Source organism: Pseudomonas sp. 31 R 17, from assembly GCF_900004915.1.
Classification (GTDB): Bacteria; Pseudomonadota; Gammaproteobacteria; order Pseudomonadales; family Pseudomonadaceae; genus Aquipseudomonas; species Aquipseudomonas orientalis_A.
Map to the genome: position 1 here is coordinate 17,935 of NZ_CVTN01000056.1, position 24,468 is coordinate 42,402.

The following is a 24,468-nucleotide window of genomic DNA, read 5'->3' on the forward strand; positions in this document are numbered from 1 at the left end:
CTCAGCCCCCGCTGCCGTCGGCCGGGCCGATCAACAGGTGATCGCCTTCGTCGAGGCCCTCCAGCACCTGCACGCGCAGGCGGTCGCTGATGCCCAGGCGCACCGAACGCTGCTCGATGCTGCCGTTTTTCGCCACGACGCGGGCGAGTTGCGTGTCCGCCGTGGGCGCGCCTTGCAGCGCGGCGACCGGCACGGTCAGGGCGTCCTTGACCTGGCTGGCGACGAAAAACACCTGGGTGGTCATTTCCGCCATCAGCGCGTTATCGGCGTTGTCGACGTCCAGCAACACCGTGTACAGCACGACGCGGCCGGTGCCGCTCTTGCTGTTGCTCGGGCTGCCGCTGCCCTGGGTTTCGTTCAACGGCTTGGGCGGGATCGGCAGGATCTGGCGCACAGTGCTGGTCCAGCGCCGGCTGCCGCCGCTCAAGGTGGTGAAATACGCACTCATGCCAGGTTTGACATGGCCGATATCCGCCTCGGAGACTTCGGCCCACACCGTCATCGGCGACAATTTGGCGATGCGCAGGATCAGCGGCGTTTGTTGTTGCGCATTAAGGGTCTGCCCGACCCGCGCATCCACCGCCACCACGGTACCGGCCATCGGCGCGTAGATGCGCGTGTAACCGAGTTCCGCTTCGTCGCTGCGCAGGCTGGCCCGGGCCTGGCGAATCTGGGCCTGGAACATGTCGACCCGCGCCTGGGTGGCGTCCAGTTCGGCCCTGGCGGTTTGCACATCTTCTTCGCGGGTGGCGTTACCGGCGCTCAGGCGTTGCTGACGCTGGTATTTCTGGCGCGCCAAGGCGTGCTGGGCTTTCTGCTCCTGCAATTGCGCCTGCAGGTTTTCGATGGCGTAGCGGCTGGCGTCGAGCTTGGCTTTTTGCGTCGACGGGTCGATCTCCACCAGCAACTGGCCTTCCTTGACCTGATCACCGGCCTCGACGTGGATCTTCTGGATCTGCCCGGAAGCCTGGGCGCCGACATCCACATAGCGCCGCGGTTGCAGGGTGCCCAGGGCCGTGACGCTGTTTTCGATATCGCCCCGGGTGACCGTCACGGTGGCCAGGGCGTCCCGGCCCGGCGCAAGGGCTTGCCAGGCGACAAACGCAACGATGGGGATCAGGCACGCCACCACAAGCAGGGCGCGTCGGGCGGGTCGAGGGCGTTTCATGCGTAGGTTCCAGCCAGGAAAGATCGGGGCGCAGTCGCGCAGAGCTGACAGGTAAACGAAGAAAATCGCCGGGGATTTAGGCTGTTACACGCGCGATTACAGGTCGGACGAAGAAAAAAATCGACCGTTGATGCGAGACTTCTTTAAAAGTAGATGAGAATTACTATAAATTGCACATACTCAAACTGCCATCATCGATGGCTGTGTTTCTACGCAGGTTGGCATCGTCCGCACCACGGCCATGGGGCCAGGAGTCATGTTGGAAAACTACTATCGCGAGCTGGTGTGTTTCCTCAACGCCAAGCTGGGCAACCGTCAGGTGGCCGAGGATGTGGTGCATGACGCCTATGTGCGGGTGCTGGAGCGCTCCAGTGACACGCCGATCGAACAGCCGCGCGCGTTCCTGTACCGAACGGCGCTGAACCTGGTGATCGACGGCCATCGGCGCAACGCCTTGCGCCAGGTGGAGCCGCTGGAGGTGCTGGACGCTGAAGAACGCTTCGCCCCGTGTTCACCCCACGCCAGCCACGACCAGAGCCAGCGCCTGGAGATGCTCGAACGCGCCCTGGCCGAGCTGCCGGCGGCCTGCCGCGACAGTTTCCTGCTGCGCAAACTCGACGGCCTGTCCCACCTGCAAATCGCCGAGCGCCTGTGCATTTCCCGCGCGCTGGTGGAAAAGCACATCGTCAATGCCATGAAGCACTGCCGGTTGCGCATGCGTGAGTGGGAAGCGCACTGAAGCGCTGTTAGTTAAATTTTATTTCACTGTCCTCGTTTCCTATCAACACACGGCCTGTTGTTCAGGCCATGAAGGTATTCCGCCCCAACCGCCAAGGGGCTTATCCAGAGGACACTGGAATGACACAGGCAATTGCTTCGCCCGCGGTTCACGACCTGATCGGCATTGGCTTCGGCCCTTCGAACCTGGCGCTGGCCATCGCCTTGCAGGAGCGTGAGAAAGCCCAGGGCAAACTGGACGTACTGTTCCTCGACAAACAGGCCGACTACCGCTGGCACGGCAATACCCTGGTGACCCAGAGCGAATTGCAGATTTCCTTCCTCAAGGACCTGGTGACCCTGCGCAACCCCACCAGTCCGTATTCCTTCGTCAATTACCTCAAGGCCCACGACCGCCTGGTGGACTTCATCAACCTGGGCACCTTCTACCCGTGCCGCATGGAGTACAACGACTACCTGCGCTGGGTCGCCGGGCAATTCCAGGCCCAGGCCCGCTACGGCGAAGAGGTACTGGCCATCGAGCCGATCCTGCACCAGCAACAGGTTGAAGCGCTGCGCGTGATTTCCCGCGATGCGCTGGGCGAGCAGCATGTGCGCACCACGCGCTCGGTGGTGGTCAGCGCCGGCGGCACGCCGCGTATTCCCGAGGCGTTCAAGGCGCTCAAGGGCGACAGCCGGGTGTTCCACCATTCCCAGTACCTGGAGCGCATGGCCGGCCAGCCGTGTGTCGACGGCAAGCCGATGCGCATCGCGGTGATCGGCGGTGGTCAGAGCGCCGCCGAAGCCTTTATCGACCTCAACGACAGCTTCCCGTCGGTGCAGGTCGACCTGATTCTGCGCGGTTCGGCGCTCAAGCCGGCGGATGACAGCCCGTTCGTCAATGAAGTGTTCTCGCCGGCCTTTACCGACCTGGTATTCCAGCAAGTCGGCGCCGAACGTGAGCGCCTGGTCGCCGAGTACCAGAACACCAACTACTCGGTGGTGGACCTGGACCTGATCGAGCGCATCTACGGCATCTTCTATCGCCAGAAGGTGTCCGGCATCGCGCGCCAGGCATTTCGCACCATGACCGTGGTCGAAAAGGCCACCCCCGGCCCGCTGGGCATCGAACTGACGCTGCGCAACAACGCCACCGGCGAAACCTGCGTGAATCACTACGATGCGGTAATCCTTGCCACCGGTTACGAACGCCAGATGCACCGCGAACTGCTCGCGCCGCTCCAAGCCTACATAGGCGATTTCGAAGTGGCCCGCGACTACCGCATCGTCACCGACGAGCGCTGCAAGGCCGGCGTCTACATCCAGGGGTTCAGCCAGGCCAGCCATGGTCTGAGCGATACATTACTGTCGGTGCTGCCGATTCGGGCGGATGAAATTGCCGCGTCGCTGTACGAGAACGATCGCAGTCGTGGCACCGCGCGCTCGGTGCAGGACCTGCTGCTCGCCACCGCAAGCTGATCTGAGTCTGTAGGAGCGAGCTTGCTCGCGAAAAACGTCAACGATAACGCGCCTCTTCTGAATCAACGCGGCGCCCTCGCGTTCTTCACGAGCAAGGGCCAGCCGCCCACCTCGCTCCTACAGGCGGTACTTGTGACACGGGGTGGCTGCTGATACTGTACAAAAAACCAGTACCGGTAGCTCTCCATGCAGTTGATCGAAAAGCTCAGCATTCTCGCCGACGCCGCCAAGTACGACGCTTCGTGCGCCAGCAGTGGCGCACCCAAGCGCAGCTCCGAAGGCAAGGCCGGGCTGGGTTCCACCGACGGCATGGGCATTTGCCACAGCTATACGCCCGACGGCCGTTGCGTGTCGCTGCTCAAGGTTTTGCTCACCAACTTCTGTCTCTACGACTGCCAGTATTGCGTCAACCGCCGTTCCAGCGATGTGCCCCGCGCGCGCTTCAGCCCGGAAGAGGTGGTCACCCTGACCCTGGACTTCTACAAGCGCAATTGCGTCAGCGGCCTGTTTCTCAGTTCCGGCATCATCCGCTCGGCCGACTACACCATGGAGCAGTTGGTGCGGGTCGCCAAGTTGCTGCGTGAGGAGCACGATTTTCGCGGCTATATCCATCTCAAGACCATTCCTGAAGCCGACCCCGCGTTGATCACCGAGGCCGGGCGCTATGCCGACCGCCTGAGCGTGAATATCGAACTGCCTACCGATGCCAGCCTGCAAACCCTGGCGCCGGAAAAACAGATCGTCTCGATCAAGCAGGCCATGCAGACCATCTACACCGGTGAACAGACGGTGCTCAACGAACCCCGCGCACCGCGCTTCGCGCCGGCCGGGCAGAGCACGCAGATGATCGTCGGCGCCGACGACACCGATGACAGCACCATCCTGCACGGTGCCGAAGCCTTGTATGGCAACTACAAGCTGCGCCGTGTGTATTACTCGGCGTTCAGCCCGATTCCCAACAGTCCGAAGAGCGTGCCCCTGGCCGCACCGCCGCTGATGCGCGAGCATCGTCTGTACCAGGCCGACTTTCTGTTGCGCAGCTACGGCTTCAGCGCCAATGAGCTGTTCGAAGGCCCCGGCGACCTCGCGCTGGATATCGACCCCAAGCTGGCGTGGGCCCTGGAGCATCGCGAGGTGTTCCCCCTCGATCTTAACCGCGCCGAACCGACCTTGATCGCGCGTATCCCCGGCATTGGCCTGCGCACCACCCAGCGCCTGGTGGACCTGCGCCGCGAACGCAAGATCCGCTTCGAAGACCTGGCGCGCATGCGCTGTGTGCTGGCCAAGGCCAAGCCGTTTTTCATCACCAGCGATTACCACCCACAGCAGGCTGACAGCACCAGTGTGTTGCTGCGCGAACAGCTGCGCGATCGCCCGCAACCGCAACAGATGGGGTTGTGGGGATGATCAGCCTGGAATGCGACAACCTGTTCAGCACCTGGCGCGAACAGGCGCGCTGGCTGCTCAGCCATCAGGTCGACCCCAGCCAGGTGAGCTGGGGCGCAACCGAGGTGGCGGATCTGTTTGCCACCGACGAGCCCATTCCTTCCGGGTTGGGCCCGTTCCAGGCGCGCATTCCCAAGGCCTTGCTGCAACTGCTGGAGTCGGCTGCCTGCTACCAGGGCGATCAGCGCTGGAGTTTGTTGTATGAGGTGTTGTGGCGGGTCAGCCATGGCGACCGCACGGCCATGTTGGCAGGTGACAAATTGGGCAGCGAGTTGCAGCGCCGCATCAAGCAGGTCAGCCGTGAAGCTCACCACTTGCATGCGTTCGTGCGGTTCATTGCACTGCCGGCCGAGGCAGGGCCCGAGCTGCCGGAGTACGTGGCCTGGCATGAGCCGGCCCATGATATTTTGCACAGTGCCAGCCAGCATTTTATCGGGCGCATGGGCCGGCATCGCTGGATGATCGCAACGCCGCTGGATGGGGTGTATTACGATGGCGAGCAACTGATTCACCAACGCCGGTGCCCCGAGGCGTGGCAGCAACTGGCGCAAAATGTCGACGACCCGCACAGCGCCATGTGGTTGACCTATTACAGTCACATCTTCAACCCGGCGCGCTTGAACCCCAAGGTGATGGAGGGGCATCTGCCGAGCCGGTTCTGGAAGAACCTGCCGGAAGGCAAGTTGATTCCCGGGCTGATCAGCGAGGCGCGCACGGGCAAGCAGAAGGATGGACAGGCCAGGCTGGTGGGCACCAAGCCCGGCAAACGCATTTCAAGCGGGCACAGTTAGAACATGTGGGTAGGGCTTGGTATGGTGGTGTCTGTCAGAGCGCCCTCAGCCAGGAGCAATCATGTCTACCGCTGTTCGTCTTGCCCAAACCGCCGATGCCGAAGGGATCAGCCAGGTCATCCTGGCGGCCTTGCACAGCAGCAATGCACAGGATTACCCGGCGGACGTGATTGCCCGAGTGGCCAGTCATTTCACGCCCGAGGCCGTGCTGGCGCTGCTCAAGCGCCGTGTCGTGCTGGTGGCCACCCGGGATCAGCTGATCGTCGCCACCGCCGCGCTTGATGCCAATGTGGTGCGCTCGGTGTTCGTCAACCCGGCGCTGCAAGGGCAGGGCATTGGGCGACTGTTGATGATCGAGATCGAACTGCGCGCCCGCGAAGCCGGGGTGACGGTGTTGAGCGTGCCGTCCTCGCTGACCGCCGAGCCGTTCTACAGCAAGCTGGGGTTTCACACTGTGCGCGATGTCTATCATGGCAATGAACGCACGCTGGTCATGGAAAAGGCCCTGCTGTCCCGGCATCCCATCGGCCCGTATCGCGACCGTCAGCACCGTGCGCAAGTGGTTGAGTTGTGGCGGGCGGCGTTCGGCTATGACACCGCGCATAACCTGCCGAGCCTGGCGATCGATAAAAAGCTGGCGGTCAATGACGGGTTGTTCTTTGTCGCGACCGATAAAAAAGCGGTGATAGGGACGATTCTCGCCGGCTACGACGGCCATCGTGGTTGGCTGTATTCGGTGGCGGTGCATGCCGACTATCGTCGCCACGGCCTGGGATCATCGCTGGTGCGTCACGCGGAACAGGCGTTGACGGCGCTGGGTTGCATGAAGATCAACCTGCAGATCAATGGCGGCAATGACGCAGTGGTGGGGTTCTACGAGGCGTTGGGGTATGGGGTGGAACCGAGGATCAGCATGGGCAAGAAGATTGCCGGGAATATTCCTGCCCGATCTTAAGGACACAGGAGATCAAATGTGGGAGGGGGCTTGCCCCCGATTGCAGTGTGTCAGTCACCGAAATATTGACTGATCCACCGCTATCGGGGGCAAGCCCCCTCCCACATTGGGTTTTGCGTTGTGGCTATCAGACCTTGACGATCCAACCCGCCGGCGCTTCAACGTCACCGGTCTGCACGCCCGTCAGCTCTTGGTAGAGTCTCTGGGTAATCGGGCCCACTTCGGTTTCGCTGTAGAACACGTGCAGCTTGTCGTTGTACTGGATGCCGCCGATCGGCGAGATCACCGCAGCGGTGCCGCAGGCGCCGGCTTCCTTGAATTGGTCGAGCTTGTCGATGAACACCTCGCCCTCGACCACGGTCAGGCCCAGGCGGCTCTGGGCCAGTTCGATCAGCGACAGGCGGGTGATGCCCGGCAGCACCGAAGGCGACTTCGGCGTGATGAACTGGTTGTCGTGGGTGATGCCGAAGAAGTTGGCCGAGCCGACTTCTTCGATTTTCGAATGGGTCATCGGGTCCAGGTAGATCGCGTCGGCGAAGCCGGATTTCCTCGCTTCCGAGCCCGGCATCAGGCTGGCGGCGTAGTTACCGCCCACTTTGGCGGCACCGGTGCCCTGTGGCGCGGCGCGGTCGAAGGTGGAGATCTGGAAGTTGTGGGGCACCAGGCCGCCTTTGAAATAGGCACCGACCGGGATGGCGAACACCGAGAAGATGAACTCCGGCGCGGTGCGCACACCGATGTTTTCACCGGTGCCGATCACGAACGGGCGCAGGTACAGCGCGCCGCCGCTGCCGTAAGGCGGGATGAAGCGCTCGTTGGCCTTGACCACCTGTTTGCAGGCTTCGATGAAGTCTTCGGTCGACACATGCGGCATCAGCAGGCGGGCGCAGCTGCGTTGCATGCGCGCGGCGTTCTGGTCCGGACGGAACAGGTTGATCGAGCCGTCCTTGCAGCGGTAGGCCTTGAGGCCTTCAAAGCACTGCTGGCCATAGTGCAGGGCGGTGGAGCCCTCGCTGATGTGCAGCACGTTGTCGTCGGTCAGGGTGCCTGCTTGCCATTCGCCGTTTTTCCAGACCTGGAGAAACCGCTTGTCGGTCTTGATGTAGTCAAAACCCAGCTTGTCCCAATTGATGCTTTCGTTACCCATGACACCCTCTAATCTCTGGTCAAGTCGGATTTTTTTCTGGATGGGCTCAACAATACTGCATTCTGGGCCGGTGTGGGAGCGGGCGGTTGGACCATTCCACATCTCTATCGGCTGATCCACTGCTATCGGGGGCAAGCCCGCTCCCACATTTGAAATGCATTCCAAATGTGGGAGGGGGCTTGCCCCCGATGGCCTCGCCACGGTTTTACAGATGCAACGCATGCCCCAACGCCCGCAACGCCGCTTCCTGCACAGCTTCACCCAAGGTCGGATGGGCATGGACAGTGCCGGCCACATCCTCCAGGCGCGAGCCCATTTCCAGGCTCAGGCCAAACGCAGTGGACAGTTCCGACACCCCGGCTCCCACCGCCTGCCAGCCGACAATCAGGTGATTGTCACGCCGCGCCACCACCCGCACGAAGCCGGTTTTCGACTCCAGGGTCATGGCCCGCCCGTTGGCGGCGAACGGGAAGCTCGACACGATGCAGTCCAGGCCGGCAGCCTTGGCCTCGTCCGGGGATTTGCCCACCACCACCAGTTCCGGGTCGGTAAAGCACACCGCCGGAATCGCCGCCGGGTTGAATTCGCGGGCTTTGCCGCTGATCAGTTCGGCGACCATCTCGCCCTGGGCCATGGCCCGATGTGCCAGCATGGGCTCGCCGCTCAGGTCGCCAATGGCATACACATTGCGCATGCTGGTCTGGCAGCGGCTGTCGATCTTGATCGCGGCGCCGTTCATGTCCAGGTTCAGCGCTTCGAGGTTGAAGCCCTGGGTGTGGGGTTTGCGACCCACGGCCACCAGCACCTGGTCCGTCTCCAGCGACAGGGTGTCGCCATTCGGGTCGCGCACTTGCAGGCAGTTATCGGCAAAGCCGCTGACGCTGTGCTTGAGGTACAGCTTTATGCCGAGTTGCTTGATCGACTCGTTAACCGGCTGGGTCAGTTCGGCGTCATAGGCCGGCAGGATGCGCTCCTGGGCCTCGACCACGCTGACGTCGGCCCCCAGCTTGCGATAGGCGATGCCCAGTTCCAGGCCGATGTAACCGCCACCCACCACGATCAGCCGCTTCGGTACGTGGTTCGGGGCCAGGGCTTCGGTGGATGAAATGACCGGCCCGCCCAGCGGCAGCATCGGCAACTCGACGCTTTTCGAACCGGTGGCCAGCAGCAGGTGTTCGCACTGGATGCGCTGCTCGCCGACGTCGACGGTCTTGCCGTCCACCACCCTGGCCCAGCCATGGATCACCTGCACCTTGTGCTTTTTCAACAACGCGGCGACGCCGGTGGTCAGGCGGTCGACGATGCCGTCTTTCCATTCCACGCTTTTGCGAATGTCCAGGGTGGGCACGTCCACTTCGATGCCCAGTGGCGAGCCCTGGCTGTGGTGTACCGTCTGCTGGAATTGCTCGGCCACATGGATCAAGGCCTTGGACGGAATGCAGCCGATGTTCAGGCAGGTGCCGCCCAGCGCCTGGCCTTCCACCAAAAGGGTCGGGATGCCCAGTTGGCCGGCGCGAATCGCGGCCACGTAACCGCCAGGGCCGCCGCCGATGATCAGCAGCGTGGTGTGTAGTGTCTGAGTCATGCCCTTACTCCAGGAACAGGCTGGCGGGTTGTTCGAGCAGGCCGCGCACGGCCTGGATGAATTGCGCCGCGTCCATGCCATCGACCACACGGTGATCGAACGAGCTGGAGAGGTTCATCATCTTGCGTACCACGATCTGGCCCTTTATCACCATCGGCCGCTCGACGATGCGGTTGACGCCGACAATCGCCACTTCCGGCAGGTTCAGCACCGGCGTGCTGACAATGCCGCCCAGCGCGCCGAGGCTGGTCAGGGTGATGGTCGAGCCCGACAGCTCTTCGCGGCTGGCCTTGCCATTGCGCGCGGCGTTGGCCAAACGTGTGATTTCTTCGGCAGTGCCCCACAGGCTACGGGCTTCGGCGTGGCGCACCACCGGCACCATCAGGCCGACGTCGCTCTGGGTGGCGACGCCCACATGCACCGCGCCGAGGCGGGTGATGACTTGGGCTTCGTCGTCATAGCGCGCGTTGATCTGCGGGAAATCGCGCAGTGCCACCACCATGGCGCGCACGATAAAGGGCAGCAACGTCAGCTTGCCGCGCGTGGCGCCGTGTTTGTCATTGAGGTGCACGCGCAACTCGTCCAGCGCGGTGACGTCGATTTCTTCCACGTAGCTGAAATGCGCGGCGCGGCGGGTGGCGTCCTGCATGCGCTGGGCGATCTTGCGGCGCATGCCGATCACCGGGATCTGGTGCTCGTCGGTGCGTTCGGTGTAAGGGTTGGCGGCGGCCGAGGCTGGGCTGGCGCCTTGCTGAAGGTAAGCCTCGAGGTCTTCATGCAGGATTCGCCCGGCCGGGCCGGAGCCCTGTACCAGGCGCAACGGGATACCCGCATCGAGGGCATGCTTGCGCACGGCGGGGGAGGCCAGCGGGCGCTCATTGGCCTCCCGGGCCACGGGTGCCTGGACTTTGGCCGCCACAGGTGCAGGCTTGCTTTGAACCGGTTCCGGCGTGCTCTCCACCACCGGCGTGGCTTTTTCCACCGGTGCGGCCACGGCCGGCGCTTCCCTGGCGTTACCGGCGCCTTCCACTTCAATGCTGATCAAAATACTGCCCACCGCCATGACTTCACCCGGCTCGCCACCCAGGGAAATCACCTTGCCGTGGACCGGCGAGGGAATGTCCACCATCGCCTTGTCGGTCATCACATCCGCCAGCACCTGGTCTTCGACGACCAGGTCGCCGACCTTCACATGCCACTGCGACAGTTCAACTTCCGCGATGCCTTCGCCAATGTCCGGCATCTTGATTACGTGCGTGCCCATTCAGACCTCCATGACCCGTTTCAACGCCGCGCCCACTCGGGACGGGCCTGGGAAATACGCCCACTCCTGCGCGTGCGGGTAGGGCGTGTCCCAGCCGGTGACGCGCTCGATCGGCGCTTCCAGGTGATGGAAGCAGTGCTCCTGCACCAGGGCGACCAGCTCGGCGCCAAAACCGCAGGTGCGCGTGGCTTCGTGCACCACCACGCAACGGCCGGTCTTTTTCACCGACTTGACGATGGTGTCCAGGTCCAGCGGCCACAGGCTGCGCAGGTCGATGACTTCGGCGTCGATGCCGGTTTCTTCGGCGGCGACCTGCGACACATACACGGTGGTGCCGTAGGTCAGCACGGTCACGGCCGAACCCGGACGCACGATGGCGGCCACGTCCAGCGGCACGGTGTAGTAACCGTCCGGCACTTGCGCTTGCGGGTGTTTCGACCACGGGGTGACCGGGCGGTCGTGATGGCCATCGAACGGGCCGTTATACAGGCGCTTGGGTTCAAGGAAGATCACCGGGTCATCGTTTTCGATGGAGGCGATCAGCAGGCCCTTGGCGTCATAGGGGTTGGACGGCATCACCGTGCGCAGGCCGCAGACCTGGGTGAACACCGCTTCGATACTCTGGCTGTGGGTCTGGCCGCCGTAGATGCCGCCGCCGCAGGGCATGCGCATGGTCAGGGGCGCGGTGAACTGGCCCGCCGAGCGATAACGCAGGCGCGCGGCCTCGGAGATGATCTGGTCGGTGGCGGGGTAGACGTAGTCGGCAAACTGGATTTCCGCGACCGGGCGCAGACCGTAGGCGCCCATGCCCACCGCCACGCCGATGATGCCGCTTTCGGAAATCGGCGCGTCGAATACCCGCGAGCTGCCGTACTTGGTCTGCAAACCTTCGGTACAGCGGAACACGCCGCCGAAGTAACCGACGTCCTGGCCGAACACCACCACGTTGTCGTCCCGTTCAAGCATCACATCCATGGCCGAGCGCAGGGCCTGGATCATGGTCATGGTGGTGGTGGTCATGGCGGTTTCCAGTTCGATGCTGTTGTTGTGATCGTTCATGTCAGACCCCCAGCTCTTGACGCTGGCGCTTCAAGTGCTCCGGCATCTCTTTATAAACGTCTTCGAACATGGTCGCGGCGCTTGGAATCTGCCCGCCGGCGAGGGTGCCGTACTGTTCGGCCTGTTTTTGCGCAGCGATGACTTCGGCTTCAAGTTCGGCACTGACCGCCGCGTGTTCCTCGTCGGACCACTGGCCAATCCTGATCAGGTGCTGTTTGAGGCGGGCAATCGGGTCGCCCAACGGGAAGTGGCTCCAGTCATCGGCGGGGCGGTACTTGGACGGATCATCGGAGGTGGAGTGCGGACCGGCGCGGTAGGTGACCCACTCGATCAAGGTCGGCCCCAGGTTGCGGCGCGCGCGCTCTGCGGCCCAGGCGGAGGCGGCGTACACGGCAATAAAGTCGTTGCCGTCGACGCGCAGGGAGGCGATACCGCAACCGACGCCGCGTCCGGCGAACGTGGTGGCTTCACCGCCGGCAATGGCCTGGAAGGTGGAGATGGCCCACTGGTTGTTGACCACGTTGAGGATCACCGGCGCACGGTACACGTGGGCAAAGGTCAGGGCGGTGTGGAAGTCCGATTCTGCGGTAGCGCCGTCGCCGATCCAGGCCGAGGCGATCTTGGTATCACCCTTGATCGCCGACGCCATGCCCCAGCCCACACCTTGTACGAACTGGGTGGCGAGGTTACCGGAAATGGTGAAGAAACCAGCGTCCTTGACCGAGTACATGATCGGCAACTGGCGGCCCTTGAGCGGGTCGCGCTCGTTGGACAGCAGTTGGCAGATCAGGTCCACCAGCGGCACGTCGCGGGCCATCAGGATGCTTTGCTGGCGATAGGTGGGGAAGCACATGTCGTCGATGTTCAAGGCCAGGGCCTGGGCGCTGCCGATGGCTTCTTCGCCAAGGCTTTGCATGTAGAACGACATTTTTTTCTGACGCTGGGCGACCACCATGCGGTTGTCGAAGATGCGCGTCTTGAGCATCGCGCGCATGCCTTTGCGCATGACGTCGGCGCTGACGCCCTCGGCCCACGGGCCCAGGGCCTGGCCCTGGTCGTCGAGCACGCGGATCAAGCCCTTGGCCAGGTCGGCGGTGTCGGACGGTTCTACGTCGATGGCGGGTTTGCGTACCAGGCCGGCGTCGGTCAGGCGCAGGTAGGTGAAGTCGGTCTTGCAGCCCGGGCGGCCCGAGGGTTCGGGAACGTGCAGGCGCAGCGGTGCATACGGCTGGGTCATGGCTTTCTACGCTCGATCTTGTGAATTTCTTGTAGTGGGCGCGCTAGCTGACAGTCAGTCTTCGGGTAGAAGAAATCTTGTCCTACAACAATCATAGGCGTGGCGTAGAAGAATATTTATCTGTGTTTCGTTGCGCTCCAGATCATTTACGGATAAAAAATCTGCATAAACATAATAAACAGGTGACTTTGTCTCATGCGCAAACTGGACCGTACCGATATCGGCATTCTCAACGCCCTGCAGGAGAATGCCCGCATCACCAACGCCGACCTCGCCCGTTCGGTCAACCTGTCGCCCACGCCGTGCTTCAATCGGGTGAAGGCGATGGAGGAGTTGGGGCTGATTCGCGAGCAGGTCACGTTGCTGGACGCCGACCTGCTGGGGCTGCATGTCAACGTGTTCATCCATGTGAGCCTGGAAAAGCAGAATGAACTGGCGTTGCAGCAATTTGAAGGCGCGATCTCGGACCGGCCGGAAGTGATGGAGTGTTACCTGATGGCCGGCGACCCGGATTACCTGATCCGGGTGCTGGTGCCGACGATCCAGGCGCTGGAGCGTTTCATGATGGATTTTCTGACCAAGGTGCCGGGGGTGGCGAATATCCGCTCCAGTTTTGCCTTGAAGCAGGTGCGCTACAAAACCGCGCTGCCGCTGCCGGCCAACGGCATAAACCTGGGCTCCTGATTCAACACCGAACCAAATGTGGGAGGGGGCAGGCCCAAATGGTTGTAGGAGCGAGCTTGCTCGCGAGAAACTCACAGGCACCGCGTTCATTCAGGAAGCACGCGTTATCGTTGACGTTTTTCGCGAGCAAGCTCGCTCCTACAAGTATCAAGGCTTTCCCTCTTCCACACATTTGGCTGCATTTCAAAGTTGGTTAAGCGGGATCTTGAGATAGGTGACGCCATTGTCTTCCGCCGGCGGCATATGCCCCGCCCGCACATTCACCTGGATCGCCGGCAGCAACAACGTGGGCATGCCCAGCCCGGCATCCCGGGTGGTGCGCATCGCGACAAACGCCGCCTCATCCACGCCGTCATGCACATGGATATTCTCCGCGCGCTGTTCGGCCACCGTGGTCTGGCACCTGGCATCGCGGCCCTCGGGTGGATAGTCATGGCACACGTACAGCCGGGTTTCAGGCGGGAACGCCAGCAGCTTGCGCATCGACGCGTACAGCTGCCGCGCGTCGCCGCCGGGGAAGTCGCAGCGGGCGGTGCCGACGTCGGGCATGAACAGGGTGTCGCCCACCAGGATCAAGCGGCCATCGATCAGGTAGGCCATGTCCGCCGGGGTATGCCCAGGTACATGCAGCGCCTGGGCCTGCAAGCCGCCGATATGAAAGATTTCATCCGGCGCAAACAGGTGATCGAACTGCGAACCATCGACACGGAACGCCGGCTCCAGGTTGAACAGGTCCTTGAACACACCCTGCACCTTGCTGATGGACTGGCCGATCGCAATCTTGCCGCCCAGGGTGCGGCGCAGGTACGGCGCGGCGGACAAGTGATCGGCGTGGGCGTGGGTTTCCAGCAGCCACTGCACCTGCAGGCCATGCGCGCGCACGAAGGCAATTACCTTGTCGGCCTGTGCGGTATCGGTGCGCCCGGACGCCGGGTCGTAGTTGAGCACTGAATCGACGATGGCGCAGGGGCCGCCGTCGGCTTCATAGACGATGTAGGTGTAGGTCGACGATGCCTCGTCCAGAAAGGCTTGAATCAACGCTGGCATGGCGGCTATCCCCGGTAAAGAAAAAAGTGGTTACAATCAGTTTACGTTTAAACATAATGTTTTGAGCTTAAGTGAGATAAAGGAGCCGAGGCAAATGGAATCTACGTTGAGTGAGGGCGAAGTCGCCCAATTGCGTGCATCGGCGTCCAAGGCCTGTTCCTTGCTCAAGGCGTTGGCCAATGAGGACCGCTTGTTGATCCTCTGCCAGTTGACCCTGGGCGAACGCAACGTCGGCGAGCTGGAAGCCCAGACGGGCGTGCGCCAGCCCACGCTGTCACAACAGTTGGGCATTTTGCGGGACGAAGGGTTGGTCGCCACCCGTCGGGAAGGTAAATACATCTTCTACGGGCTGGCCAGCCACGAAGTGATTCAAGTGATGAAGACCCTGTCCGGCCTGTACTGCGGCGCGGTGATAAAAAGCTGGGCGTGACGCCATCCGGCAGCGACCCTTGTGTGCATTGACTGAAAAAGGCAGTAGACAATGACCGAACAACACTGGGGACCCACCATCAGTGGCGATATCGTCGTCATCGGCGGCGGCTCGGCAGGCATCGGCCTGCTGGCCAGCCTGCTCAAGCGCGACCCGCAACTGAACATCATCCTGATCGAACCCAACGACTTCCATTGCTATCAGCCCGCCTGGACCCTGGTGGGCGGCGGCGCCTACGACCTGCAAAAGACCCGGCGCCCGCTGGCCGACGTACTGCCCAACGGGGTCACCTGGATCCAGGCCGCCGCCAGCGAGTTATTGCCTGACGAGCAGACCCTGGTGCTCGACAGCGGCCAGCGCGTCACCTGGAACAACCTGATCGTCTGCCCCGGCCTGCGCCTGGCCTGGGAAAAGATCGAGGGCCTGCAGGATACCCTCGGTCGCCACGGCGTCACCTCCAACTACAGTTACGAACACGCGGCCTACACCTGGCAACTGGTGCAGCAGCTCAAGGGTGGCAAGGCGCTCTTCACCCAGCCGGCCATGCCGATCAAATGCGCCGGTGCGCCGCAGAAGGCCATGTACCTGTCCTGCGATCACTGGCTCAGGCAGGGCAGCCTGAAAAACATCGACGTCGAATTTAACCTGGCCGGTGCCGCGCTGTTCGGCGTGGCGACCTTTGTGCCGCCGTTGATGAAGTACGTCGAGAAATACAACGCACGGCTGGCGTTCAATGCCAACCTCGTGAAGGTCGACGGCCCGGCGCGCAAAGCCTGGTTTGAAGTCAAGGACGCCGAAGGCAAGGTCAGCGTCGTCGAAAAGGCTTTTGATCTGCTGCATGTGGTCCCGCCGCAAGTCGCCCCGGATTTTATCCGCCAAAGCCCGCTGGCCGACGCTGCAGGCTGGTGCGAAGTAAACCCCCACAGCCTGCAACACCTGCGCTATCCGCACATCTTCGGCCTGGGCGACGTGTGCGGCACCTCCAACGCCAAGACGGCGGCGGCGGTGCGCAAGCAGATCGTGGTGGTGGCCGAGAACCTGCTGGCCCTGCGCAAACAAGCGCCGCTGCCGCTCAAATACGACGGCTACGGCTCCTGCCCGTTGACGGTGGAGAAGGGCAAGGTGGTGCTGGCCGAGTTCGGCTACGGCGGCAAGCTGCTGCCGACCTTTCCCCTCAACCCCACCCGGGCGCGCCGCTCGATGTGGTTCCTCAAGGCCACGTTGCTGCCGTGGTTCTACTGGAACGGCATGCTCAAGGGCCGCGAGTGGCTGACCCGCCTGAGCAAGGTGGACTGAATGCTGCTGGCCAGTATGTTGGGTGTATTGATGGGCCTGGTCATGGGCCTGACCGGTGCAGGCGGCGGTATCCTCGGGGTACCGGCGCTGGTGCTGGGGCTGGGGTTGACGATGACCCAGGCCGCGCCGGTGTCCTTGCTTGCGGTAGGCGCAGCGGCGGCGGTGGGGGCGATTGACGGCCTGCGCCATGGCCTGGTGCGTTATCGCGCCGCGTTATTGATCGCCTTGCTGGGCGCGCTGTTTTCACCGCTCGGTGTGTTCGTCGCTCATCAACTGTCGGAGCCGGTGCTGATGGGCTTGTTCAGCGCGCTCATGGTGCTGGTGGCCTGGCGCATGGTGCGGCGCGAAAAGGTCGAGGCCGGGCCGAGTGACCATGGCGCGGCGTCCTGGGGCCAGAAGAACTGCATGCTCAACCAGCAGACCGGACGCCTGGCCTGGACCGCCAAATGCACTGCCACCCTGGCGGCACTGGGCGCGGTGACCGGCGCGGTCTCGGGTTTGCTCGGCGTGGGCGGCGGTTTTCTGATCGTACCGGCGTTCAAGCAACTCACCGATGTGCAGATGCGCGGGATCGTCGCGACCTCGTTGATGGTGGTCAGCCTGCTGTCGTTGATCGGTGTGGTGGGGGCCTTTCATGCCGGGGTGAACATCGAGCCGGTGGGCTGGGGATTTATTGTGGCGAGTATTGCCGGCATGTTGGCCGGACGTCGCTTGTGCTCAGTGATTCCTGCGCGTGCGTTGCAAGTGGGGTTTGCCGGTTTATGTGTGCTGGTGGCGGCTGGAATGCTGATGAATGCTTTGCTCCGGACCTGATGATCGTTCCCACGCGGAGCGTGGGAACGATCAAAAAGGAACGATCGACTGAACAGTGTTGACCGTGCACGCTTGATAGATGGCGAGATGAACGTACCTCAGGTTACTGTTCTCCCAGTAATGGTTTCACCGGCCTTGCACGTCGGTTCATCAAGGTCACCGAATGGATAAATACACCCCCCACACCTGGCAGCCCCACGAGCGGCCGAGCCTGCCCGGTTCGCCGTCGACGCCGCTGCACCCCACCCACAAACGCTGGCTGTTTGCGTTGGTAGGTGTGCTGGTGGCAATCACGGGTGGCCTGGGCAACGCGCTGGTCATCGCCAATCTGCAATACCTGCAAGGCGCCCTGGGCGCGACCACGGCGGAAATGGCCTGGCTGCCCGCCGCCTATGTGATGACCAACGTGTGCATGAACCTGCTGCTGGTGAAGTTTCGCCAGCAGTTCGGCCTGCGGGCGTTTACCGAAGTGTTCCTGGTGTTGTATGCGCTGGTGACCTTCGGCCACTTGTTCGTCAACGACCTAAACTCGGCCATCGCCGTGCGGGCGGCCCACGGCATGGTGGGGGCGGCGCTGAGTTCGTTGGGCTTGTACTACATGATCCAGGCGTTCCCGGCCAAGTGGCGCCTCAGATCCCTGGTGCTGGGGCTGGGCACCGCGCAGCTTGCGCTACCCCTGGCGCGGCTGTTCTCCGAAGATTTGCTGCAAATCGCCGAATGGCGTGGCTTGTACCTGTTCGAGCTGGGCCTGGCGCTGATCTGCCTGGGTTGTGTGTTTTTGCTCAAGTTGCCGCCCGGCGACCGGTTCAAGACCTTCGAAAAACTCGACTTCCTCACCTTCGCGATCCTGGCCACCGGCGTCGCCTTGCTCTGCGCGGTGTTGTCCCTGGGGCGCATCGACTGGTGGCTGGAAGCGCCCTGGATCGGCATCGCCTCGGCCTGTTCGCTGGTGCTGATCATGGCCGGGTTGGCCATCGAGCATAACCGCGCCAACCCGCTGCTGATGACCCGCTGGCTGGGCAGCGGCACCATGATTCGCCTGGCCTTGGCGGTGATCCTGATTCGGATGGTGCTGTCGGAACAATCCACCGGCGCGGTGGGTTTTATGCAGATGCTGAACATGAGTTACCAGCAGATGCACACCTTGTACGTGGTGATGCTGGCCGGGGCGATTGCCGGGCTGGTGGTCAGCGCCTTGACGATCAACCCGGCGCATCTGTTGATGCCGCTGATCATTTCCCTGGCGCTGATGGCGACGGGGTCGGTAATGGACAGTTTTTCCAGCAACCTGACGCGGCCGCAGAACCTGTATATCAGCCAGTTCCTGCTAGGCTTCGGCGGGACCTTCTTTCTCGGGCCGACCATGGTGCTGGGCACCAAGAATGTATTGACCAACCCGCGCAACCTGGTGAGTTTTTCGGTGATGTTCGGGATTTGCCAGAACCTCGGCGGCCTGATCGGCGCGGCATTGCTCGGCACCTTCCAGATCGTGCGCGAGAAGTACCATTCGAGCATGATCGTCGAGCACCTGACCTTGCTCGACCCCCGCGTGGCGGCGCGGGTGCAGAGTGGTGGCTCGGCCTATGGCGGCATCATCGCCGACCCGGAGCTGCGCAACCTCATGGGCATTCGCAGCCTGGCCACGGCGGCCACCCGTGAGGCGAACGTCATGGCGTACAACGATGTCTTCATGTTGATTGCGATTATCGCGATCCTGACCATGATCTGGATCTTTATCCGCAGCCTGTGGCTGATGAGCACCACCAAAGCAGCAACCCCTCCTGTTCAACCTGTCGGCGCCTCTTCATGACCGAACCCACGACCACGACCACCAACGCCATCGCTTCCACGCCCGAGGGCACCACGCCACCGGGCGCCGCCGTGACCGAGCCGCGTTCATTGCGGGTACGCCTCCTTTCGTCCCTGGGCTTTGCCGCCGTTGCCATTGTCGGCGTGCTGATCGTGCTGTACGCGTGGCAACTGCCGCCGTTCAGCAGCGCCGTGGAAACCACCGAGAATGCCCTGGTGCGTGGGCAGGTGACGATCATCGGCCCGCAGCTCAGCGGCTACGTATTCGAAGTGCCGGTGCAGGATTTCCAGTATGTGAAAGCCGGTGACCTGCTGGTGCGCCTCGATGATCGCATCTACAAGCAGCGCCTGGACCAGGCCCTGGCGCAACTGGCGGTGCAGAAGGCTTCGCTGGCCAATGTGGTGCAGCAACGCAACAGTGCCGAAGCGACCATCAAGTTGCGTCAGGCTGCGCTGGTCGACAGCCAGGCGCAGGCGCGCAAAAGTACCGCCGACCTGCGCCGCAATGAAGAATTGATCAGCGACGGCTCGGTGTCCAAGCGTGAGCTGGACGTGACCCGCGCCGCCAATGCCCAAACGGTCGCTGCCGTGGCCCAGGCCCAGGCCAGCCTGGAAATCGCGCGGCAGGACCTGCAAACGGTGATCGTCAATCGCGGCTCCCTGGAGGCGGCGGTGGCCAGCGCAGAGGCGGCGGTGGAATTGGCGCGGATCGACCTGTCCAACACCCGCATCACCGCGCCCCGGGATGGCCAGTTGGGGCAGATTGGCGTGCGCCTCGGGGCCTACGTCAACTCCGGCGCGCAGTTGATGGCGCTGGTGCCCAAGCAGTTGTGGGTGATTGCCAATATGAAAGAAACCCAGATGGACAATGTGCAGGTCGGCCAGCCGGTGACCTTCACCGTGGATGCGTTGAACCACCGCAGGTTTCACGGCACGGTGCAGCATATTTCCCCGGCCACTGGTTCCGAGTTCAGCCTGTTGCAGGCGGACAACGCCACCGGCAACTTCCTCAAGATCGCCCAGCGCGTGCCGGTGCGGATCACCGTGGACCCGGACCAGGCCGAGAGTGAACGGTTGCGGCCGGGGTTGTCGGTGGTGGTGAGTATTGACACGGCAGGGCGCCTTAAAAACTCACCCCCCTGACCCTGACACAACAGGGAGCAAATGTGGGAGGGGGCTTGCCCCCGATAGCGGTGTGTCAGTCAAAGATGCCCAGACTGACACACTGCAAGCCCACAACCCGCGCTCGTCAGCCTGGGCGGCCAGGGCCACTAGCCCGAACTCGGAGTGGGTGATTTTGGCGAGGATCTCGTCGCCAATTTCGACGTCGATGACCTTGCGCATGTGCGCCTGGTCAACTTTGATTTCCAGCGCGTGCGCGGCGCTGCTGCCGCTAGAGGATGAAGCGCGGTTCGGGCAGCCCCTGGACGCCTGGGTTGAGGGCGAACACGCCGCCGGACAGTGACTGCTCACTCGGGTCGTCACGGATCGAGGTGACGTACAGGGTGTCCAGGCGACTGCCGCCAAAGGCGCACATGGTGGGTTTTTTCACCGGTACGTGATGGGACTGGTCGAGGCGACCGTCCGGGGTGAAGCGGTGCACCAAACCGGCGTCGTTGGCGCAGATCCAGTAGCAGCCGTCCGCGTCTACCGCCGCACCGTCGGGCCGACCGAGGTGTCGATGCATGTCGACAAACACGCGGCGGTTGGATGGCGTGCCGGTATCAATGTCGTAGTCGAAGGCCCAGATTTGTTGCACCAACGGGTGTGAATCCGAGGCGTACATCGTACGGCCGTCGGGGCTGAAGGCCAGGCCGTTCAAGGTAATGAAACCGTCCAGTTGGGCATGGGGCGCCGAGCCGGCTGCGTAGCGATACAAGATGCCTTCGGCGGCGTTCAGGCCCATGTTCAGCACCATGCTGCCGGCCCAGAAACGGCCCTGGCGGTCGCAACGCCCATCGTTGAGGCGCATGTCCGGGCGTGGATGCGTGACACTTGCCAGGGGCTTAGTGTCGAGACTGCCATCGCTGTGCGGGGTCAGTTGGAAAAACCCGGACTCCATGCCGGCGACCCAATTGCCTTTGTCAGTGCGAGCAATACAGGCGAGCATCTGCGCGGCTTGCCACGTTGCGACCTGGCCCGTGGCGGCGTTCCAGCGCTGCAGCCGACCATTGGGGATATCCACCCAGTACAGGGCATTTTCCTCGGGCACCCACACCGGGCATTCGCCGACGGAGTTGCGGGCGTCGACAATCAATTCTGCACTCATCGCCACTCATTCCCTTGGGTTACGTGAACTCAGTCACCGAACGGGCCTGCCGCGCAGAACGCGCCGCCCTGATAGATTCTGGCCGGGTCATCGTCCGCCACCGGCGGCTGGGCCTCGACCTGGGCGCGGAACACTTCGGAGCTGTCCCTGGGGGCAAAGCCCAGGTGCGCGGCATAGCGGTTGTCCCACCAGGTGTCGAGGTTGTCCGACATGCCGTAGACCACGGTGTGCCCCACGTCTGGGGTGTACAGCGCGCGCTCGAGCAGTTGGGTCAGGTCGTCGAAGCTCAACCAGGTGTGCATCATCCGGCGGTTCTGTGGTTGCGGGAACGACGAGCCGATACGGATGCTCACGGTCTGGATGCCGTAGCGATCGAAGTAGAAACTCGCCATGTCTTCGCCATAGGACTTGGACAGGCCGTAGTAGCTGTCCGGACGGCGCGGTGAATGGGCATCGAGTTGTTCGCTCTGCTTGTAGAAGCCGATCACGTGATTGGAGCTGGCGAAGATCACACGCTTGACTCCATGACGGCGCGCGGCTTCGTAGATGTGGAAGACGCCACTGATATTGGCGCCGAGCACTTCTTCAAAGGGACGCTCCACCGACACGCCGCCAAAGTGCAGGATCGCATCGACGCCTTCGACCAGATGGTGCACGGCTTGTTTGTCGGAAAGATCGCAGGGTTGCACTTCTTCATGGGCGGCGGCGGGGGCCATGTCGGCGATGTCTGACAAGCGCAGCACAGTGGCGTAGGGACGCATGCGTTCGCGCAGGACTTTACCCAGGCCGCCGGCGGCGCCGGTAAGCAGGATGCGGTTGAAAGGAGTAGGCGTGGTGGTGGTCATGGGCATTCCGATTTTTTGTTGTAGGTTGTCGTATGACTATGCGGAAATAGTGTGAGGGATTCCCTGTGTTGTCAACGCCCTTGCAGCCAGTGAGATCAAATGTGGGCGGGGCTTGCCTGCAAATACATCTTTCACTGGCCACCGCTGGCTTTTGTAGGAGCGAGCTTGCTCGCGAAAAGCTCACAGGCACCGCGCTCATTCAGGAAGCACGCGTTATCGTTGATATTTTTCGCGAGCAAGCTCGCTCCTACACAGGGCGGTGTACGCCCTCCCGCATTTGAATGGAGTACGACTTGAGAATTCCTGGTTCAGCCGGAAATGACCATTGGCGGCAGCGTGCCCAACAGCGATACAACGGCTACCGCTGCAACACCTAGTGACCATTCCGTCATCACACTGGCCTTCAAGCTGCTTAAGCGCTGTTCGCACTGTTCCAGGCGCAACCGATTGAGCAAGGCCAGCGCCAACATGCCCCCTACCAACAGCACTTTGATCAGCAGGATCAAGGCAAAGCCTTCGAACAGCGGGGTAGGCCACCATTGGCCGGTGAGCACGCGCACGTTGATCAGACCGGTCACAAGCAGGCCAGCCACCAAGGCGTAGCCCACGCCGCTGAAGCGCCGCAGGATTGGCTGCAGCGCAAGCGGCGGTGTCTGGCGCAGGATCAATACCAGCAACAGCAGCCCACCCAGCCAGGCGCCGACGCTTGCCAAGTGCACCACCTGATTGAGGATCAGCAGTTGCCCGCTGAGCCCATCGAGCATGGCGCCGTGGCCTACTGGTGCCAGGGTCACCAGCATCAGCGCTATCAGCGGCAGGCGCAGCGCCGGCCAGGGCTTGATCAGCACGATCACCAGCAGCAGGTTCAGCAGTAGGTGCCAGGTCCACACCTGACCGAAGAAGGTCTTGCCCAACACCAGCTGGACGGTCGCCGGTTGCAGCGCCGCGTCCCAGCCGCCGGCCATGCTGGCGGTGATCAACAACAGCCACGCGATCCCGGAAACTAGCCCCACCCAGGCCAGGCCACGGGTGATGCGCAACAATTGCCGGTCGAGTGCCGGCAGCGCAGCTGTCCCGAGCAGCAGAGGCCTGAACACACAGGCCCCGAACATCAGCAGCACGACGATGAAATGCAGGAAGCGGCACAGCACCAGCAGGGTTGCCATGAATTATTGGCCGACCTTGAAGCTGTAAGTGCCTTCGCTCTTGTGGGTGTCGACGGACACCGCGTGCCATTCCACTTTGTAAGTGCCGGCCGCCAGCGGAGCGGCAGGGGTGACCACCAGGGTTTTCTTGTCGGTGTCCGGGGTTTCCAGGCCCTTGATCGCGATTTCCGTGCCGTCCTTGCTCAGGGACACCTTGGTGAAGGTCGCTTCGACGCCTTCGCTGAATGTCAGGCGCAGCTCTTTCGGCGTGGCCACGCTGCTGTCTGCCGCCGGCGTAGAGCTTTTGAGGTGTGCATGAGCGAACGCCGCAGACGCGCCCAGCAGAGAAGCGAGCAGGGCGACGGTTGTCAGGGACTTCTTGATCAACATTGTTCAATACCAATCAGAGGATAGAAGGCGCCAGTGTACGAAGTTTCGGTTCGGCGTGTCGCCCCGATCTAGAGCCGATGGTAGTCTCTAGGTCGTGTTGTTGTCAGGGAGCCCTTATGGGCAATCACAAGATCGGCATTCGACGGGTCAACGTCGAGAAAATCCTGCTGGCAGCGGAGAAGGTCTTCGCTGAAAAAGGCTATGGCAGCACCGCCATGGCCGACATCGCCAAAGAGGCGCAACTGCCGCGCTCGAATCTGCATTACTACTTCACCACCAAGAGCGAGCTGTACAGCGCGGTGCTGTTCGACCTGCTGGAGGTGTGGAAACAGGACGCCCTGAGTTTCGAAACCTTCGATGACCCGCGCGTGGTGCTCAGCAGCTACATTCGCGCCAAGATGCAGCGCTCGCGCACGCGGCCCTATGGCTCGAAAGTCTGGGCCAATGAAATCATCCACGGCGCGCCGACCCTCGGTGAGGCGCTGGATGAAAGCCTGTACGACTGGGCCAAGATGAAGGAAGCGAAAATCCGCCAGTGGGTGCAGGACAAACGCATCCTGCCGCTGGAGCCGTCGAGCCTGCTGTATATGATCTGGGCGTCGACCCAGCACTATGCCGACTTCGATCACCAGGTGAATATCCTGAATGATCACCAGCCGTTGTCGGATATGCAGTTTGAGCGGGCGATTCAGACGGTGACCGGGGTGATATTGCGCGGGATTGGGTTGCAGCCTTGAGTTTTGTAGTGGGGCTGAAGGCCTCATCGGGGCATAGGTATCTACACAACTCAGCAGCGCCCAACCGTAACCACGATGCGAAGCGAGTCGCTCTTGATCTGCTTTTGATCCTAGGCGCCCCGTTAAACCACGCTGGCCGAACGCAGGCTTGAATC

General features: G+C 62.4%; 23 protein-coding genes and 1 pseudogene. 12 read left to right on the forward strand and 12 right to left on the reverse strand.

Annotated features, from left to right (window positions below):
- Position 1 precedes the first annotated feature (1 nt).
- Entirely contained in the window at positions 2-1,168 is a 1,167-nt protein-coding gene (locus BFP89_RS07140; RefSeq protein ID WP_065884825.1) for an efflux RND transporter periplasmic adaptor subunit, read from the reverse strand.
- A gap of 256 nt (positions 1,169-1,424) precedes the next feature.
- Between BFP89_RS07140 and BFP89_RS07145 the strand changes: the two genes are divergently transcribed.
- From BFP89_RS07145 to BFP89_RS27165, 5 genes are all read left to right on the forward strand, one after another.
- Complete coding sequence (locus BFP89_RS07145) at positions 1,425-1,907, forward strand: sigma-70 family RNA polymerase sigma factor (RefSeq protein WP_065884826.1); 483 nt, start codon at positions 1,425-1,427, stop codon at positions 1,905-1,907.
- Positions 1,908-2,026: 119 nt separating this feature from the next.
- Complete coding sequence (locus tag BFP89_RS07150) at positions 2,027-3,364, forward strand: lysine N(6)-hydroxylase/L-ornithine N(5)-oxygenase family protein (RefSeq protein WP_065884827.1); 1,338 nt, start codon at positions 2,027-2,029, stop codon at positions 3,362-3,364.
- A gap of 186 nt (positions 3,365-3,550) precedes the next feature.
- On the forward strand, positions 3,551-4,771 hold the full coding sequence (locus BFP89_RS07155) for a putative DNA modification/repair radical SAM protein (RefSeq protein WP_065884828.1): 1,221 nt from the start codon (positions 3,551-3,553) through the stop codon (positions 4,769-4,771).
- A complete protein-coding gene (locus BFP89_RS07160; protein WP_065884829.1) occupies positions 4,768-5,601 on the forward strand; it encodes a TIGR03915 family putative DNA repair protein in 834 nt (277 codons plus the stop codon). The genes BFP89_RS07155 and BFP89_RS07160 overlap by 4 nt, the downstream gene beginning before the upstream one ends.
- A 61-nt stretch (positions 5,602-5,662) precedes the next feature.
- Entirely contained in the window at positions 5,663-6,556 is an 894-nt protein-coding gene (locus tag BFP89_RS27165) for a GNAT family acetyltransferase (RefSeq protein ID WP_083208024.1), read from the forward strand.
- A gap of 127 nt (positions 6,557-6,683) precedes the next feature.
- On the opposite strand, the gene BFP89_RS07170 is transcribed toward BFP89_RS27165, so the two are convergent.
- The 5 genes from BFP89_RS07170 to BFP89_RS07190 all read right to left on the reverse strand — a co-directional run bounded on the left by BFP89_RS07170 (position 6,684) and on the right by BFP89_RS07190 (position 12,848).
- Positions 6,684-7,703 (reverse strand): branched-chain amino acid aminotransferase, encoded by a 1,020-nt coding sequence (locus BFP89_RS07170; protein ID WP_065884830.1) that lies wholly within the window; start codon positions 7,701-7,703, stop codon positions 6,684-6,686.
- A 205-nt stretch (positions 7,704-7,908) separates the two neighbouring features.
- Positions 7,909-9,288 (reverse strand): dihydrolipoyl dehydrogenase, encoded by a 1,380-nt coding sequence (lpdA, locus tag BFP89_RS07175; RefSeq protein ID WP_065884831.1) that lies wholly within the window; start codon positions 9,286-9,288, stop codon positions 7,909-7,911.
- Between the two features lie 4 nt (positions 9,289-9,292).
- Positions 9,293-10,552, reverse strand: coding sequence for a dihydrolipoamide acetyltransferase family protein (locus tag BFP89_RS07180; RefSeq protein ID WP_065884832.1), 1,260 nt, complete (start codon positions 10,550-10,552; stop codon positions 9,293-9,295).
- On the reverse strand, positions 10,553-11,611 hold the full coding sequence (locus BFP89_RS07185) for an alpha-ketoacid dehydrogenase subunit beta (protein ID WP_065884833.1): 1,059 nt from the start codon (positions 11,609-11,611) through the stop codon (positions 10,553-10,555).
- Position 11,612: 1 nt separating this feature from the next.
- Positions 11,613-12,848 carry a 3-methyl-2-oxobutanoate dehydrogenase (2-methylpropanoyl-transferring) subunit alpha gene (locus BFP89_RS07190; protein WP_065884834.1) on the reverse strand — a complete coding sequence of 412 codons (1,236 nt, stop codon included), beginning with the start codon at positions 12,846-12,848 and terminating at the stop codon, positions 11,613-11,615.
- A gap of 195 nt (positions 12,849-13,043) precedes the next feature.
- Here BFP89_RS07190 and bkdR point away from each other — a divergent pair, with 195 nt between their 5' ends.
- Positions 13,044-13,532 (forward strand): Bkd operon transcriptional regulator BkdR, encoded by a 489-nt coding sequence (gene bkdR, locus BFP89_RS07195; RefSeq protein ID WP_057721662.1) that lies wholly within the window; start codon positions 13,044-13,046, stop codon positions 13,530-13,532.
- A 183-nt stretch (positions 13,533-13,715) separates the two neighbouring features.
- Here bkdR and BFP89_RS07200 read toward each other — a convergent pair whose 3' ends face one another.
- Positions 13,716-14,579 carry an MBL fold metallo-hydrolase gene (locus tag BFP89_RS07200; RefSeq protein ID WP_065884835.1) on the reverse strand — a complete coding sequence of 288 codons (864 nt, stop codon included), beginning with the start codon at positions 14,577-14,579 and terminating at the stop codon, positions 13,716-13,718.
- A 94-nt stretch (positions 14,580-14,673) separates the two neighbouring features.
- Between BFP89_RS07200 and BFP89_RS07205 the strand changes: the two genes are divergently transcribed.
- From BFP89_RS07205 to BFP89_RS07225, 5 genes are all read left to right on the forward strand, one after another.
- Positions 14,674-15,009, forward strand: coding sequence for an ArsR/SmtB family transcription factor (locus tag BFP89_RS07205; RefSeq protein ID WP_057007617.1), 336 nt, complete (start codon positions 14,674-14,676; stop codon positions 15,007-15,009).
- Positions 15,010-15,060: 51 nt separating this feature from the next.
- Entirely contained in the window at positions 15,061-16,305 is a 1,245-nt protein-coding gene (locus BFP89_RS07210) for an FAD/NAD(P)-binding oxidoreductase (protein ID WP_065884836.1), read from the forward strand.
- Positions 16,306-17,118: a sulfite exporter TauE/SafE family protein gene (locus tag BFP89_RS07215; RefSeq protein WP_065884837.1), complete on the forward strand. Its 813-nt coding sequence runs from the start codon at positions 16,306-16,308 to the stop codon at positions 17,116-17,118.
- 163 nt (positions 17,119-17,281) lie between these two features.
- Positions 17,282-18,928 carry an MFS transporter gene (locus tag BFP89_RS07220; protein ID WP_065884838.1) on the forward strand — a complete coding sequence of 549 codons (1,647 nt, stop codon included), beginning with the start codon at positions 17,282-17,284 and terminating at the stop codon, positions 18,926-18,928.
- Complete coding sequence (locus tag BFP89_RS07225) at positions 18,925-20,070, forward strand: HlyD family secretion protein (protein ID WP_065884839.1); 1,146 nt, start codon at positions 18,925-18,927, stop codon at positions 20,068-20,070. The genes BFP89_RS07220 and BFP89_RS07225 overlap by 4 nt, the downstream gene beginning before the upstream one ends.
- Before the next feature lie 117 nt (positions 20,071-20,187).
- On the opposite strand, the pseudogene BFP89_RS28365 reads toward BFP89_RS07225, so the two are convergent.
- From BFP89_RS28365 to copC, 5 genes and pseudogenes are all read right to left on the reverse strand, one after another.
- Positions 20,188-20,283: pseudogene (locus tag BFP89_RS28365) on the reverse strand (TRAP transporter substrate-binding protein); the annotation flags it as partial.
- A gap of 37 nt (positions 20,284-20,320) precedes the next feature.
- Entirely contained in the window at positions 20,321-21,196 is an 876-nt protein-coding gene (locus BFP89_RS07235) for an SMP-30/gluconolactonase/LRE family protein (protein ID WP_065884841.1), read from the reverse strand.
- A gap of 29 nt (positions 21,197-21,225) precedes the next feature.
- Positions 21,226-22,041 (reverse strand): NAD-dependent epimerase/dehydratase family protein, encoded by an 816-nt coding sequence (locus BFP89_RS07240; RefSeq protein ID WP_065884842.1) that lies wholly within the window; start codon positions 22,039-22,041, stop codon positions 21,226-21,228.
- A gap of 308 nt (positions 22,042-22,349) precedes the next feature.
- Positions 22,350-23,207 carry a copper homeostasis membrane protein CopD gene (copD, locus tag BFP89_RS07245; protein WP_065884843.1) on the reverse strand — a complete coding sequence of 286 codons (858 nt, stop codon included), beginning with the start codon at positions 23,205-23,207 and terminating at the stop codon, positions 22,350-22,352.
- Positions 23,208-23,210: 3 nt separating this feature from the next.
- Positions 23,211-23,576: a copper homeostasis periplasmic binding protein CopC gene (copC, locus tag BFP89_RS07250; RefSeq protein ID WP_065884844.1), complete on the reverse strand. Its 366-nt coding sequence runs from the start codon at positions 23,574-23,576 to the stop codon at positions 23,211-23,213.
- A 116-nt stretch (positions 23,577-23,692) separates the two neighbouring features.
- Here copC and BFP89_RS07255 point away from each other — a divergent pair, with 116 nt between their 5' ends.
- Positions 23,693-24,313, forward strand: a complete 621-nt coding sequence (locus BFP89_RS07255; RefSeq protein ID WP_065884845.1) for a TetR/AcrR family transcriptional regulator — start codon at positions 23,693-23,695, stop codon at positions 24,311-24,313.
- Positions 24,314-24,468 lie beyond the last annotated feature (155 nt).

Coding starts and splice junctions, on each gene's coding strand:
- BFP89_RS07140 (WP_065884825.1), bottom strand. CDS start 1,168: ATGAAACGCCCTCGACCCGCCCGACGCGCCCTGCTTGTGGTGGCGTGC.
- BFP89_RS07145 (WP_065884826.1), top strand. CDS start 1,425: ATGTTGGAAAACTACTATCGCGAGCTGGTGTGTTTCCTCAACGCCAAG.
- BFP89_RS07150 (WP_065884827.1), top strand. CDS start 2,027: ATGACACAGGCAATTGCTTCGCCCGCGGTTCACGACCTGATCGGCATT.
- BFP89_RS07155 (WP_065884828.1), top strand. CDS start 3,551: ATGCAGTTGATCGAAAAGCTCAGCATTCTCGCCGACGCCGCCAAGTAC.
- BFP89_RS07160 (WP_065884829.1), top strand. CDS start 4,768: ATGATCAGCCTGGAATGCGACAACCTGTTCAGCACCTGGCGCGAACAG.
- BFP89_RS27165 (WP_083208024.1), top strand. CDS start 5,663: ATGTCTACCGCTGTTCGTCTTGCCCAAACCGCCGATGCCGAAGGGATC.
- BFP89_RS07170 (WP_065884830.1), bottom strand. CDS start 7,703: ATGGGTAACGAAAGCATCAATTGGGACAAGCTGGGTTTTGACTACATC.
- lpdA (WP_065884831.1), bottom strand. CDS start 9,288: ATGACTCAGACACTACACACCACGCTGCTGATCATCGGCGGCGGCCCT.
- BFP89_RS07180 (WP_065884832.1), bottom strand. CDS start 10,552: ATGGGCACGCACGTAATCAAGATGCCGGACATTGGCGAAGGCATCGCG.
- BFP89_RS07185 (WP_065884833.1), bottom strand. CDS start 11,611: ATGAACGATCACAACAACAGCATCGAACTGGAAACCGCCATGACCACC.
- BFP89_RS07190 (WP_065884834.1), bottom strand. CDS start 12,848: ATGACCCAGCCGTATGCACCGCTGCGCCTGCACGTTCCCGAACCCTCG.
- bkdR (WP_057721662.1), top strand. CDS start 13,044: ATGCGCAAACTGGACCGTACCGATATCGGCATTCTCAACGCCCTGCAG.
- BFP89_RS07200 (WP_065884835.1), bottom strand. CDS start 14,579: ATGCCAGCGTTGATTCAAGCCTTTCTGGACGAGGCATCGTCGACCTAC.
- BFP89_RS07205 (WP_057007617.1), top strand. CDS start 14,674: ATGGAATCTACGTTGAGTGAGGGCGAAGTCGCCCAATTGCGTGCATCG.
- BFP89_RS07210 (WP_065884836.1), top strand. CDS start 15,061: ATGACCGAACAACACTGGGGACCCACCATCAGTGGCGATATCGTCGTC.
- BFP89_RS07215 (WP_065884837.1), top strand. CDS start 16,306: ATGCTGCTGGCCAGTATGTTGGGTGTATTGATGGGCCTGGTCATGGGC.
- BFP89_RS07220 (WP_065884838.1), top strand. CDS start 17,282: ATGGATAAATACACCCCCCACACCTGGCAGCCCCACGAGCGGCCGAGC.
- BFP89_RS07225 (WP_065884839.1), top strand. CDS start 18,925: ATGACCGAACCCACGACCACGACCACCAACGCCATCGCTTCCACGCCC.
- BFP89_RS07235 (WP_065884841.1), bottom strand. CDS start 21,196: ATGAGTGCAGAATTGATTGTCGACGCCCGCAACTCCGTCGGCGAATGC.
- BFP89_RS07240 (WP_065884842.1), bottom strand. CDS start 22,041: ATGACCACCACCACGCCTACTCCTTTCAACCGCATCCTGCTTACCGGC.
- copD (WP_065884843.1), bottom strand. CDS start 23,207: ATGGCAACCCTGCTGGTGCTGTGCCGCTTCCTGCATTTCATCGTCGTG.
- copC (WP_065884844.1), bottom strand. CDS start 23,576: ATGTTGATCAAGAAGTCCCTGACAACCGTCGCCCTGCTCGCTTCTCTG.
- BFP89_RS07255 (WP_065884845.1), top strand. CDS start 23,693: ATGGGCAATCACAAGATCGGCATTCGACGGGTCAACGTCGAGAAAATC.